The following is a 12957-nucleotide window of genomic DNA, read 5'->3' on the forward strand; positions in this document are numbered from 1 at the left end:
CTCCGGCGGCCCGCCACCTGCGCCGCCACCACCCGCCCCCTGCGGCGCCGCCGCGGCGAAAGGTCGAGACCGGATGAACGCGCCGCGCTACCGCCCGCTCGAGTTTCCGATCACGCGGGTGGAACTGCGCGAAGGCCGCGCCGAGGTGCGCTACCTCGAGGCGCCGGTGCCGCTGCAGCCGCATGCCTGGCGCCTGACCGACCGGCTGCTGCACTGGGCCGAGGTGGCGCCCGCGCGCAGTTTCATCGCCCGGCGTGTCCGGCTTGCCGATGGCAGCACCGGCGACTGGCGGCACGTCTCTTACCAGGAAGCGCTGCACGGCGCCCGCTGCATCGCGCAGGCACTGCTCGACCGGGGCCTGTCCCCCGAGCGGCCGGTCGCGATCCTGAGCGGCAACGACCTGGAGCACGCCCTGCTCTCGCTCGGCTGCCTGTATGCCGGGATCCCTTTCTGCGCGATCTCGCCAGCGTATTCGCTGATCAGCCAGGACCACCAGAAGCTGAGGCATGCGCTGGCGACGCTCACGCCTGGCCTGGTGTTCGCCGCCGACGGCGCGGCCTACGCGAAGGCGATAGCCGGCGCGGTGGACCCCGGCGTCGAGATCGTGCTCGCCGGCGGGGCCGTGCCCGGCCGCCGGGCGACGCCGTTCGCCGCGCTGCTGGCAACCGTGCCCACGGCCGCCGTCGACGCCGCGATGCAGGCGACCGGGCCCGACACGATCGCCAAGTTCCTGTTCACGTCGGGGTCGACCCGGCTGCCCAAGGCGGTGATCAACACCCACCGCATGTGGTGCGCCAACCAGCAGCAGATGCTCCAGTCGATGCCGGTGCTCGCGGAGGTGCCGGTGCTCGTCGACTGGCTGCCGTGGAACCACACCTTCGGCGGGAACCACAACTTCGGCCTCGTCCTGTACAACGGCGGCACCCTCTACATCGACGACGGCAAGCCGGTGCCGCCGCTCGTGGGCGAGACGCTGCGCAACCTGCGCGAGATCGCGCCGACCGTGTACTTCAACGTGCCGACCGGCTTCGAGGCGATCGCGCAAGCCATGAAGACCGACGCGGCGCTGCGCCGCAACCTGCTCTCGCGGGTCCGCATGTTCTTCTACGCCGGCGCGGCCCTGGCCCAGCCGGTGTGGGATGCGCTGCACGAGGTCCAGGAGCGCGAGATCGGCGAGCGCATCGTGATGGGCACCGGCCTCGGGATGACCGAATCGGGTCCCTTCGCCATCTTCATCACCAATCCGCACGTCAAGGCCGGCTACCTCGGCGTGCCTGCCGCCGGGATGCAACTGAAGCTCGCCCCCGTGGACGGCAAGACCGAGGTGCGCTACCGCGGCCCCAACGTGACGCCCGGCTACTGGCGCGCGTCGGAAGCGACCGCCGCGGCCTTCGACGAGGAAGGGTTCTTCCGCAGCGGCGACGCGGTGCTGTGGATCGACGAGCGCGACCCGCACCAGGGGCTCAGGTTCGACGGCCGGATCGCCGAGGACTTCAAGCTGGCCACCGGCACGTTCGTCAGCGTCGGGCCGCTGCGCGCGAGGATCATCGCGGCCGGCGCGCCGCACGTGCAGGACGCCGTGATCACCGGGATGAACTGCAACGAGGTGGGCGCCCTGATCTTCCCCACCGCCGCCGTGCGGCAACTGGCCGGCCTGCCGGCCGACGCGCCGCTGCGGCATGCGCTGGAAAGCGCGCCGGTGCAGGCGCGCTTCCAGCAACTGGCCGACCAGCTCGCCGCGAGCGCGACCGGCAGCGCCAGCCGCATCGCGAGGCTGCACCTGATGCACGAGCCGCCGTCGATCGATCGCAGCGAGATCACCGACAAGGGTTCGATCAACCAGCGCGCCGTCCTGGAGCAGCGCGCCGCGCTGGTCGAAGCGGTGCACGCAGGCAACTTGCCATTCACCATCCAACCCCGAGGAGACAGCGCATGAAGATCGAAGGACAGGCAGCCCTGGTGACCGGCGGCGCGTCCGGCCTGGGCGAAGCGACCGCGCGCGAGCTGGCGCGGCTCGGCGCCAAGGTGGCCGTGCTCGACGTCAACATCGAGCAGGCGCAAGCCGTGGCGCGGGAGATCGCCGAGCAATACGGAAACGGCTGCGCCGTCGCGTGCCGCTGCGACATCACCGACACGGCCAGCCTCCAGGCCGCGCTGGACAAGGCGGCGACGGCGCACGGACCCGCCCGCATCCTGATGAACATCGCGGGCATAGGAACCGCCAAGCGGATCGTCGGCAAGGACGGCAACCCGGCACCGCTGGAGGACTTCGTGCGGGTGGTGAACATCAACCTCATCGGCACCTACAACGCCAGCCGCCTGTTCGCCGCCCAGTGCGCGAAACTCCCGCCGCTCGAGGACGGTGAGCGCGGCGTCATGATGTTCACGGCATCGGTGGCCGCGTTCGATGGCCAGGTGGGCCAGCAGGCCTACAGCGCCTCCAAGGGCGGGCTGGTCGGCATGACGCTGCCGATGGCGCGCGACCTGGCGCAGCACGGCATCCGCGTGTGCACGGTGGCGCCCGGCCTGTTCGCCACGCCGCTCATGAAGCAGTTGCCCGAAGCCGTGCAGCAGTCGCTCGCCGCGTCGATCCCGTTCCCGCCGCGCCTGGGTAAACCCGGTGAGTTCGCCCAGCTGGCATGCCATATCGTGACGAACACCCACCTCAATGGCGAGGTGATCCGCCTCGATGGCGCGCTGCGCATGGCGCCGCGCTGAAGCTTTCCGCACCGACCCTTGCAACAGGAGACAAGCCATGAGAGCACTACGCAAGACGCTGATCGCACTGGCCACCCTGGCGGCATCCGCCGCCGTCCTGGCCGACGTCAACATCGGAGTGAGCCTGTCGCTCACCGGCCCCGGATCGGGCCTTGGCATCCCGATGCAGAACTACTACAAGATCTTCCCGAAGGAAATCGCGGGCGAGAAGGTCAACCTGATCATCCTGGACGACGCGAGCGACCCCGGCAAGGGCGCGCAGAACGCCCGCCGCTTCGTCACCGACGACAAGGTCGACATGATCATCGGCTCGTGCCTGACCACCGTGGCCGCGGCGATGGTGGACATCGCGGCCGAATCGGGCACGGTGCAACTCGCCGCCTCGCCGGTGGGCGTGCCGCCGGGCAAGGACCAGTGGCTGTTCCGGCTGCCGCAGTCGAACACGGTGATGGCGCACGCGATGATCGGCCACATGAAGAAGCAGGGGGTAAAAACCGTCGGCTTCCTCGGCTACACCGACGCCTACGGCGAGCAGTGGCTCAAGGAGTTCACGCCCGAGGCCGAGAAGAACGGGATCAGGATCATCGCCGTGGAACGCTTCGCCCGGCCCGACACCAGTGTCACGCCGCAGGCGCTGAAGCTGGTGGCGGCCAACCCCGACGCCATGCTGATCGTCGCCTCCGGCAGCGGCGCCGCGATGCCGCACAAGGCGATCGTCGAGCGCAACTTCAAGGGCAAGATCTACCAGACCCATGCAGCGGCCACCAAGGACCTGATGCGCATCGGCGGCAAGGACGTCGAAGGTTCGTTCGTCGTTTCCGGCCCGGCGGTGATCGCCGAACAGCTGCCGGAGAGCCATCCGTCCAAGAAGCTCGCCATCGATTTCGTGCAGAAGTACGAGAAGGCGGTGGGCCCCGGCACGCGCAACCAGTTCGCCGGACACGCCTACGACTCGCAGGTCGTGCTGGAAAAGGTGCTGCCGATCGCGCTGAAGCAGGCCAAGCCCGGCACCAGGGAGTTCCGCGCCGCGATCCGGGATGCGATGGAAACCATGGGCCGCACCGTCTTCTCCCATGGCGTGATGAACTGGAGCAAGACCGACCACTGGGGCTTCACGAACGAGACCGGCGTCATGCTGAAGGTCTCGGGCGGCGACTTCAAGGTCGACTGACCACGCGCCCTGCGGACGGCCGCGCGCGCCCCCGGCGGCGCGGGCGCCGTCCTGCACCCAGCGACACCCCATGGACTCCTCGATCGCCGGCATCCTGCTGCTCGACGGCCTGACCAACGGCGCGATCTACGCGCTGCTGGGCCTGGCCACGGTGCTGGTGTTCGCCGTCACCCGCGTGATCTTCATTCCGCAAGGCGAGTTCGTCGCGTACGGCGCGCTGACGCTCGCGATCCTGCAGACCGGCAAGGTGCCGGGCACGGTGTGGCTGCTGCTGCTGCTCGCCGCCGTCGCGGCCCTGATGAACGCCGCCGGCGAATGGCAGCGTAGCCGCCGGCCGCTGGCGACGCTGCGTGCCGCGGGTCTCACGTTGTCCGTGCCGCTCGCCGTGGCGTTGCTGACCGCCTGGGCCGCGCCGCTGCGGCCGCCGATGCTGGTGCAGGCGCTCCTGAGCGTCGGCGTGGTCACGGCCTACGGCCCCCTCGTCTACCGCGTGGCCTACCAGTCGCTGGCCGGTGCCACGCCGCTGGTGCTGCTGATCGTGTCGGTCGGCGTGCACTTCGCCATGACCGGGCTGGGCCTGCTGTTCTTCGGCGCCGAGGGCTTCCGCAATCCCGCGTTCTGGGACCTTCGGCTGCCGCTGGGCCCCGTCACGCTGAGCGGCCAGGCCATCATCATCGCCGGCGCCTCGCTTGCCCTCATCGTGCTGCTGTGGCTGTTCTTCGAGCGCACCTTGAGCGGCAAGGCCCTGCGCGCGACGGCCGTGAACCGGCTCGGCGCCCGCCTCATGGGCATCTCGTCGGAAAGCGCGGGCAAGACGACCTTCGCGATGGCGGCGCTGATCGGCGCATTGTCGGGACTGCTGATCGGCCCCACCACCACCGTCTTCTACGACTCGGGGTTCCTGATCGGGCTCAAGGGCTTCGTCGCCGCGGTGATCGCCGGCCTCTCCAGTTACCCCGTCGCCCTGTTCGGCGCGCTGTTCGTCGGCGTCATCGAGTCCTTCGGGTCGTTCTGGGCCAGCGCGTTCAAGGAGGTGATCGTCTTCACGCTGATCCTGCCGGTGCTGCTGGTGCGCTCCATGACCAGCCACCACGAGGAGGAAGCTTGACCCTGCGCGCCGCGTTCCTCGCGTGGCGGCGCCGCGACGGCGCGGCCGTCGGCGCCGGGCTTTCGCGCCGCCGGCTGGGCCTCGCGGCCCTCGCGGCGATCCCGCTGGCCGCCATCCTGCCGTTGCCCGACTTCTGGATCACCCAGCTCAATTACATCGGCCTGTACAGCCTCACCTGCCTGGGGCTGGTGCTGCTGACCGGCATCGCGGGGCTCACCTCGTTCGGGCAGGCAGCCTTCGTCGGCATCGGCGCCTACACCACGGGCTGGCTCACCGTGAACCTCGGCTGGTCGCCCTGGCTCACGCTGCCGGTCGGCCTGGCGATCACGGCCGCCAGCGCGCTGGTGCTGGCGCTGGTCACCCTGCGCATGTCCGGCCACTACCTGCCGCTGGCCACGATCGCGTGGGGCCTGTCGCTGTACTACCTCATGGGCAACCTCGACGCGCTGGGCAAGTACGACGGCATCCTGGGCCTGAAGAGCCTCTCGCTGTTCGGGGCCGACCTGGGCCAGGGCCGCGGTTTCTTCCTGCTCACATGGTCCCTGGTGGCCGTGATGGCGGTGGCGCTGCTGCACCTGCTGGATTCGCGTGCCGGCCGCGCCATGCGCTCCCTCAAGAGCGGCGCCTTGATGGCCGAATCGGTCGGCATCAGTACCTTCCGCTACAAGGTCCTGATCTTCGTGATCGCGGCGCTGCTGGCCTGCCTCGCCGGCTGGCTGCTGGCGCACTTCCAGCGCACCGTCAACCCCACGGCGTTCGGCCTGAAGATGGGCATCGAGTACCTGTTCATGACGGTGGTCGGCGGCGTGGGCCATGTGTGGGGCGCGATCGCCGGCGCCGCGCTGACGCGGCTGCTGGAGGACCAGTTGCAGGTGCTGCTGCCGCGCCTGATCGGCACCAGCGGCAGTTACGAAGTCATCGTCTTCGGCATCGCGCTGGTGCTGATGCTGAAGTACCAGCCTGACGGCCTGTGGGACTTCGTCGAGCGGCGGCTGCCGCGCCCGCCGCGGCGCAACGATTGGGCGGACGCGGCGGCGCTGGCGGCGCAGCCGCGGCCGGCGGCGGGCGACCCGGTGCTCGAGGTCCACCAGCTGCGCAAGGAGTTCGGCGGCCTGGTCGCCGTCAACGATGTCGGCTTCCAGGTGCGCGCCGCCGAGATCGTCGGCCTCATCGGTCCCAACGGCGCCGGCAAGACCACCACCTTCCACATGATCAGCGGCGTGCTGCCGCACACCAGCGGCACGGTGCGCTTTCGCGGCCGGCCGATCGGCCACCTGCCGTCGCGGCAGATCGCGCGGCTGGGACTCGCGCGCACCTTCCAGCACGTCAAGATGATTCCCGACATGACGGTGCTGGAGAACGCGGCGTTGGGCGCCCACGCCCGCGGCGGCAAGGGCGTGCTCGCCGCGATGGCGCGGCTCGACCGCGCCGAGGAGCGAACGCTCTTTCGCGAAGCGCAGCGGCAACTGGAGCGCGTCGGCATGGGCTCGCACCTGCACGAACTCGCCGGCAACCTGGCGATGGGGCAGCAGCGGCTCCTGGAGATCGCGCGCGCGCTGTGCGCCGATCCGGCTCTGTTGCTGCTGGACGAGCCCGCGGCAGGCCTGCGCCACCAGGAGAAGCGGGCGCTCGCGCAGGTGCTGCGGCAGCTGCAGGCCGAGGGCATGACGATCCTGCTGGTGGAGCACGACATGGACCTGGTGATGGAAGTGTGCGACCGGCTGGTGGTGATGGAATTCGGGACGCTGCTGATGGAAGGCACGCCGCGCGAAGTGCGGCAAAGCCCCGCGGTGCGCGCCGCGTACCTCGGAACGGAGCACTGATGGCCACGCACCCTCTGCTCGACGTCGCCGACCTGCACGCGGGGTATGGCCGCGCCGAGGTGCTGCATGGCCTGCACCTGCAGGCGGCGGCCGGCAGCGTCGCCACCGTCATCGGGCCCAACGGCGCCGGCAAGTCGACCTTGCTCAACACGGTGATGGGCATCCTGCCGGCGCGCGGCCGGCTGCTGTTCGACGGCCAGGACATAGTCCACCTGTCGCTGGAGGAACGAGTGATGCTCGGCATCGCGCTGGTGCCTGAGCGGCGCGAGCTGTTCGGCACCATGCCGGTCGAGGACAACCTCGTGCTCGGCGCCTGGCCGCAGGTGCGGCTGGGCAACCGCCGCTGGCGCGACCGGCTCGCGGACGTGTACGCGATCTTTCCGCGTCTGCAGGAGCGCCGGATGCAGCTCGCCGGAACGCTCTCCGGCGGCGAGCGGCAGATGCTGGCCGTGGGACGCGCGCTGATGTCGCGGCCCCGCCTGCTGATGCTGGACGAGCCGAGCCTGGGCCTGGCACCGCTGGTCGTCCGCGACATCTTCCGCACGATCGTCGACTTGCGCCGCATCGGCGTGACGATCCTGCTGGTGGAGCAGAATGCGCGGGCCGCGCTCGAAGTGGCCGACGACGCCTATGTGCTCGAAATGGGCGAGATCGCGCTGCACGGTCCGGCGCGCGAGCTCGCGGGCGATGCGCGGGTAATCGACACCTACCTCGGCGCCAGCGCCGGGCACGAAGCATGAACGCGGCCCGCGAGCGCGCGGCGGAGCCCACGGCGGCCGTGGCCGTCGACGAGGTCGACGCGGCCTACCTGGAAAGCCTGATCGGCTACAACGCGCGCCGCGCCGCGCTGGCGATGATCGGGGCCTTCCTGCCCGGGATGGCGGCATTCGACCTGCGGCCGGTGGACTTCTCGGTGCTGTCGCTGGTGCTGCACAACCCGGGCATCACCTCGCGGCAACTGTGCGCCACCCTCGGCATCCTGCCGCCCAACCTGGTCGGCCTCGTCGGCACGCTGGAGCGGCGGGGGCTGGTCCTGCGCCAGCCGCACCCCACCGATCGCCGCGCGATGGGCCTGCACCTGACCGCGCCTGGCCGCGCGCTGATGCGCAAGGCCGAGCGCACCGCCGCCGGGATCGAAGCGGCCGTCGCGTCGCGGCTGAGCCCGGCCGAGGCCAGGACACTGATCAGGCTGTTGCGCAAGGTGTACCTGGATCGATGACCGCCGTCTGGTCGCGCCCGACGACTGCTATTGTTTGCATAGCATTCTGTGCTTACACTTGCCTGCAAGCCGGGCGGCAGCGGCCGGCGGGCGAGGAGAGGCATCCATGAATTCCAGGGAACACGCCGCGATCAACCAGCTCCTGGGGCTGCTGGAATCGCGCTACGCCATCCGGGTGCTGTGGGCCCTGCGCGACGGCCATGCCCAGACGTTCCGCCTGCTGCAGGACAGCGTGGGCGGCATCACGCCGAACACGCTCAACACCCGCATCAAGGAACTGCGCCAGGCGGGCTTCGTGAACCACGGCGACGATGGCTACGTGGTCACCCCCGCCGGCTCCGAATTGCTCAGGCGCATGTCGGAGCTGCCCGCGTTCGCGGCAAAATGGTCGGCGGTCCAGTCCAGAAAGAAGTCGCAACCTTCGTCGCGCGCTGCCTGACGCCCCATATTCCCGCCACTCCTCATGATTTCATCGCACCTGCGGCCGGAAACGGCCCTGCCTTCCGACCACCACGACGCCGTCCTCGTGGGCCGCATCCACGTCCCCGGGACCGGCCCGGTGCTGGTGCAGGTCCGCGCCGACGGCGTCCACGACCTGTCGCGGCTCGCGCCCACCTGCAGCGAGCTGCTCGAGTTGCCCGACCCCGCCGCGGCGGTGCGCGCGCACGACGGCCCCCGGATCGCCTCCGCCAGGGAGGTGCTCGCCAACAGCTCCTGCGACGCCCGCGTCGAGGACACGCCGTTCCTCCTCGCGCCGTGCGACCTGCAGGCGATCAAGGCCGCCGGCGTGACCTTCGTCGCGTCGATGCTGGAGCGCGTCATCGAGGAGCAGGCGCGCGGCGACGCGAGCAAGGCCGAATCGGTGCGGCAGGCCGTCATTGCCGTCATCGGCGACAACCTCGGTGCCGTCAAGCCCGGCTCGCCCGAAGCGGCGCGGCTGAAGGACATCCTCATCGCGCAAGGGATGTGGTCGCAGTACCTGGAGGTGGGCATCGGCCCCGACGCCGAGGTCTTCACCAAGTCGCAGCCGATGAGCGCCGTGGGCACCGGCTCCGAGGTCGGCATCCATCCGGGGAGCGAGTGGAACAACCCCGAGCCGGAGGTCGTGCTGGCGGTCAACAGCCGCGGCGAGGTCGTGGGTGCGGCGCTCGGCAACGACGTGAACCTGCGCGACTTCGAAGGCCGCAGCGCCCTGCTCCTGGGCAAGGCGAAGGACAACAACGCGAGCTGCGCCATCGGGCCGTTCATCCGGCTGTTCGACGCGAAGTTCGGCATCGGCGACGTGCGCGGCTGCGAGCTCTCGATGCGCGTGGAGGGCCCGGACGGCTTCGTCATGGACGGCGCCAGCTCGCTCGCGAAGATCAGCCGCGACCCGCTGGACCTGGTGGGCCAGGCGATCGGCGCGAACCACCAGTATCCGGACGGCTTCATGCTGTTCCTGGGCACCATGTTCGCGCCCACGCAGGACCGCCACGGCCCGGGCCAGGGGTTCACCCACGTCGTCGGCGACGTGGTCACGGTGGCCACGCCGCGCCTGGGTACACTCGCCAATCGCGTCAACACCAGCGACCGGGTGGCGCCGTGGACGTACGGCACCCGCTCGCTCATGCGGGACCTGGCGCGCCGCGGATTGCTGGGCTGACCTAGCCGGTCGCTGCCGGGCGGACGCGCTCCCGCCCTCTTTGCCATCAAGGACATCGCAATGATCACGACCCCTTCGGGCCTGCAATACGAAGACACCACGCCGGGCACCGGCGCCGAGGCCAGGCCCGGGCAGCACGTGCGCGTCCACTACACCGGCTGGCTCTACAACGGCGGCCAGCAGGGCGCCAAGTTCGACTCTAGCGTCGACCGCGGCGATCCGTTCTCCTTCTCCCTGGGCGCGGGCATGGTCATCAAGGGCTGGGACGAAGGCGTCGCCGGCATGAAGGTCGGCGGCAAGCGCACCTTGATCATCCCGCCGCAGCTTGGCTACGGCGCTCGCGGCGCCGGCGGCGTGATCCCCCCCAACGCCACCCTCAAGTTCGACGTCGAGCTGATCGGCGTCCAGTAATCCGCTAGCGGCACCGGCCGATCGGAGCAACGCGCAGATCGGCCACTCCTTGAGCGGGATCCGGCTCCGCCGGTCCCGCTCAACTGATCAGACCGCTCTGAAAACGCGGCACGCGTTTTCAGAGCGCCTGGAAGAGGTGCTGGTAGCTGCGGCTGACCGGCACGCGGTCGCTGCGGCCCTTCAGGAACAGCTCGCCGCTCTCGCCGTCGCCATGGACGAAATGGCTCACCCGCTCGAGGCACACGATGGCGCAGCGGTGCACCTGCACGAAGCGCCCGGGATCGAGCTCGCCGGCCAGTTCGCGGATGGTCTTGCGGATGAGCGCCTCGCCGCCCTCCCATACCACCAGCGTGTACTTGTTGTCCGACCTCAGGTAGATCACCTCGTCCACCGGGATCAGCCGCACGGTATTGCCCACGGACGCCTTGATCCATTGCAGCCGGGCCGGCGGCGTGATCCGCTCGCGCAGTTCGGCGGCGATGCGCTCGAGCGCCGCCTCGAAGGCCGGGCCGCCCCCGGCGGGCGGCTGCCGCAGCCGCGCCTGCAGACGGTCGACGGTTTCCGCCAGCCGGGCCTCGTCCAGCGGCTTGACCAGGTAGTCGATGGCGCGGTGCCGGAAGGCCTCGACCGCGTACTGGTCGTACGCGGTCACGAACACCACTTCGGCGCGCCCGCCGATCCGGCGCGCCACCTCGATGCCGTTCACGCCCGGCATCTGTACGTCCAGGAAGGCGACCCGCGGCCGGTGCTCCTCGAACAGCTGCAGCGCCTCCGGACCGTTGCGCGCGCTGGCAACGAGTCGCAGCTCCGGCCAGAGCCGGTCCAGCAACGCGGCCAGCCGCTGTCGCAGCAGCGGCTCGTCGTCGGCGATCAGCGCGCTCGCGATCACGCTGCGGCTCCCGCGCCGACCGGAACCCGGATGTCGGCTCGCACGCCGCCGGCCGCCTGCTCGCTCAATTCCACTCGCGCGGCCTCCCCGAAGAAAACCCGCAGCCGCGCCTTGAGGTTGGCGAGTCCCTGGCCTTCGGGCGCGTGCGGCGAGAGTCCCACGCCGGTGTCGGCGACCCACAGCCGGATCGTCTGCGCATCGGTTCGGCCGGCGCCGACCTCGATGCGGCCGCCGTCGCACGCCGGGTCGATGCCATGCCGCACGGCATTCTCCACGAGCGTCAGCAAGGCCATCGGGGGAAAGCGCAGGGCCCGCAGCTCCGCCGGGATGTCGACGGAAAACGCGAGCCGGTCGGGCATGCGCATGTGCATCACCTCGAGGTAGGCGCGCACCAGCCGCTCCTCGTCCGCGAGCGTGGCGTCCGGCTGCTGCAGCCGCGGCATGCAGGCCCGCAGGTACTCGATCAGGCTGCGAAACACGGGCACGGCCTGCGGCGAGCCGCTCTCCACGAGCTCCTGCACGTTGGCCAGCGTATTCAGCAGGAAGTGCGGCTGGATTTGCGCCGTGAGCAGCGCCAGCCGGGCGTCCGCCGCCTGCCGCTCCAGGGTTTCGCGCTCCAGGGCGAACTGCAGCGCCTGGGCCCGCGCGCGCTCCCCGCGCAAGGCCACCGCCGCGAACATCGTCCCGATGAGGGTCGCGACCACCGCGATCAGCACGTAGCCGATCACGTGGTGCCGTGAGGCCGCGAAGGCGGCGAAATCGCCCCTGAAGGTCACCAGCTGGACGATCAGCGGCGAGACGACGGCCGCGAGGGTCACGGCCGCGAACTGCGCCGCCCGGCGCGGGAGCCAGCGCTGGCGCCAGGCGCCGGCGGCGCTGAAGGCAAACAGCAGCATGAGGCCCACGAACAGGGTCTCGCCGAACAGCTCGTCGTAGCGGTTGAACGTCACCGGCTTGAGCACGGCCGCCACCACGATCGCGCCCAGCACGACCGCCAGCAGTTGCCGGCCCCGCGGCAGCGCCTTGCGGCGCGGCTCGGCCGGGGGGGTGACGGACGGGGGAGCCGTTGACATCGGCCGACGATAAGTGCCGGGCCACGGCACGGTCAAGCCGCCGGCAGGGCCCGTGCGACGGAGCCCCGCTTTGAATGGATGACCCGCCCCCGGCGCGGCGCGAAGCGGCACAATCCGGGGCCCGCTGCGCGTCGCCCGGCTTTCCGGCACGGACGCCTTGAAATAGGCGGCACCACCCCAAGCTGGTGCGCAGCGTGTGATTTCACCCAGAACCACCCATGCCCGAAAAGAACCAGACCGCCATGCCTGACAACGAGCGGATCGAGCCCACCATGGACCCCATCGGCGTGCCTGTGGACGCCAGCCCGGAAGAGCGGGAGGCTGCGCAGGCGGCCCACGAAGCGACCGGCCTGGCCGACCTGCAGGCGCAGTTCGCGGAGCTGCAGGCGCAGAACGCCCAGCTCGCCGAGCAGTACCTGAGAGCCCAGGCCGACGTCCAGAACACCCGCCGCCGTGCCGAGGAAGAGATGTCCAAGGCGCGCAAGTTCGCGATCGAGGGCTTCGCGGAGAGCCTGCTGGCCGTCGCCGACAGCCTGGAGGCCGGACTGTCGATCCAGGAGGCGACCCCCCAGCAGATCCGCGAAGGCGCCGAAGCGACCCTGCGCCAGCTCAAGTCGGTCCTGGAGCGCAACAAGGTGGTGGAAATCAATCCCCAGGCCGGGGCCAGGTTCGACCCGCACCAGCACCAGGCCATTTCGGTGGTCCCGGTTCCCACCGGTTCCGCACAGGAACCCAACACCATCGTCTCGGTACTGCAGAAGGGCTACCTGATCGCCGAACGCGTCCTGCGCCCGGCGCTGGTGACGGTGGCGGCGCCGCAGTGACCGCTTGAAACGCCACAGCTTATCCACATTTAACCAACAGATTTGAATAGGGCCCCGGCGGGCCGCGCGAAAGGAGCAG

At 70.3% G+C, this 12957-nt stretch carries 13 protein-coding genes; 11 read left to right on the top strand and 2 right to left on the bottom strand.

Annotation, left to right across the window (positions count from 1 at the left end; translation table 11 throughout):
• Window positions 1-73: 73 nt before the first annotated feature.
• The 10 genes from RAMLITH_RS05080 (at window position 74) to RAMLITH_RS05125 (ending at window position 10092) form a co-directional block, all read left to right on the top strand.
• A complete protein-coding gene (locus tag RAMLITH_RS05080) occupies window positions 74-1936 on the top strand; it encodes a feruloyl-CoA synthase (RefSeq protein WP_168106196.1) in 1863 nt (620 codons plus the stop codon).
• The gene (locus tag RAMLITH_RS05085) at window positions 1933-2718 is read left to right on the top strand and encodes an SDR family NAD(P)-dependent oxidoreductase (RefSeq protein WP_168106197.1); all 786 of its coding nucleotides are present in this window, start codon (window positions 1933-1935) and stop codon (window positions 2716-2718) included. The genes RAMLITH_RS05080 and RAMLITH_RS05085 overlap by 4 nt, the downstream gene beginning before the upstream one ends.
• A gap of 37 nt (window positions 2719-2755) precedes the next feature.
• Window positions 2756-3889: an ABC transporter substrate-binding protein gene (locus tag RAMLITH_RS05090; protein ID WP_168106198.1), complete on the top strand. Its 1134-nt coding sequence runs from the start codon at window positions 2756-2758 to the stop codon at window positions 3887-3889.
• Window positions 3890-3959: 70 nt separating this feature from the next.
• On the top strand, window positions 3960-4997 hold the full coding sequence (locus RAMLITH_RS05095; RefSeq protein WP_168106199.1) for a branched-chain amino acid ABC transporter permease: 1038 nt from the start codon (window positions 3960-3962) through the stop codon (window positions 4995-4997).
• 2 nt (window positions 4998-4999) lie between these two features.
• Window positions 5000-6820, top strand: coding sequence for a branched-chain amino acid ABC transporter ATP-binding protein/permease (locus tag RAMLITH_RS05100; RefSeq protein WP_168106472.1), 1821 nt, complete (start codon window positions 5000-5002; stop codon window positions 6818-6820).
• Window positions 6820-7560: an ABC transporter ATP-binding protein gene (locus RAMLITH_RS05105; RefSeq protein ID WP_168106200.1), complete on the top strand. Its 741-nt coding sequence runs from the start codon at window positions 6820-6822 to the stop codon at window positions 7558-7560. The genes RAMLITH_RS05100 and RAMLITH_RS05105 overlap by 1 nt, the downstream gene beginning before the upstream one ends.
• Entirely contained in the window at window positions 7557-8039 is a 483-nt protein-coding gene (locus RAMLITH_RS05110; RefSeq protein WP_168106201.1) for a MarR family winged helix-turn-helix transcriptional regulator, read from the top strand. Before RAMLITH_RS05105 ends, RAMLITH_RS05110 begins: the two co-directional genes overlap by 4 nt.
• Window positions 8040-8145: 106 nt before the next feature.
• The gene (locus tag RAMLITH_RS05115; protein ID WP_168106202.1) at window positions 8146-8478 is read left to right on the top strand and encodes a winged helix-turn-helix transcriptional regulator; all 333 of its coding nucleotides are present in this window, start codon (window positions 8146-8148) and stop codon (window positions 8476-8478) included.
• A gap of 24 nt (window positions 8479-8502) precedes the next feature.
• Complete coding sequence (locus tag RAMLITH_RS05120; RefSeq protein ID WP_168106203.1) at window positions 8503-9681, top strand: fumarylacetoacetate hydrolase family protein; 1179 nt, start codon at window positions 8503-8505, stop codon at window positions 9679-9681.
• Window positions 9682-9741: 60 nt separating this feature from the next.
• The gene (locus RAMLITH_RS05125) at window positions 9742-10092 is read left to right on the top strand and encodes an FKBP-type peptidyl-prolyl cis-trans isomerase (RefSeq protein WP_168106204.1); all 351 of its coding nucleotides are present in this window, start codon (window positions 9742-9744) and stop codon (window positions 10090-10092) included.
• A 118-nt stretch (window positions 10093-10210) separates the two neighbouring features.
• Here the strand turns inward: RAMLITH_RS05125 and RAMLITH_RS05130 are convergent, their stop codons facing one another.
• Together RAMLITH_RS05130 and RAMLITH_RS05135 are read right to left on the bottom strand one after the other, a co-directional pair.
• The gene (locus RAMLITH_RS05130) at window positions 10211-10981 is read right to left on the bottom strand and encodes a response regulator (protein WP_168106205.1); all 771 of its coding nucleotides are present in this window, start codon (window positions 10979-10981) and stop codon (window positions 10211-10213) included.
• On the bottom strand, window positions 10978-12054 hold the full coding sequence (locus RAMLITH_RS05135; protein WP_168106206.1) for a sensor histidine kinase: 1077 nt from the start codon (window positions 12052-12054) through the stop codon (window positions 10978-10980). Before RAMLITH_RS05135 ends, RAMLITH_RS05130 begins: the two co-directional genes overlap by 4 nt.
• Before the next feature lie 242 nt (window positions 12055-12296).
• Between RAMLITH_RS05135 and grpE the strand changes: the two genes are divergently transcribed.
• Window positions 12297-12878 (top strand): nucleotide exchange factor GrpE, encoded by a 582-nt coding sequence (gene grpE / locus RAMLITH_RS05140; RefSeq protein ID WP_168106473.1) that lies wholly within the window; start codon window positions 12297-12299, stop codon window positions 12876-12878.
• Window positions 12879-12957: the final 79 nt, after the last annotated feature.

Origin of the sequence: Ramlibacter lithotrophicus, from assembly GCF_012184415.1 — a bacterium.
Taxonomy (GTDB): Bacteria; Pseudomonadota; Gammaproteobacteria; order Burkholderiales; family Burkholderiaceae_C; genus Ramlibacter; species Ramlibacter lithotrophicus.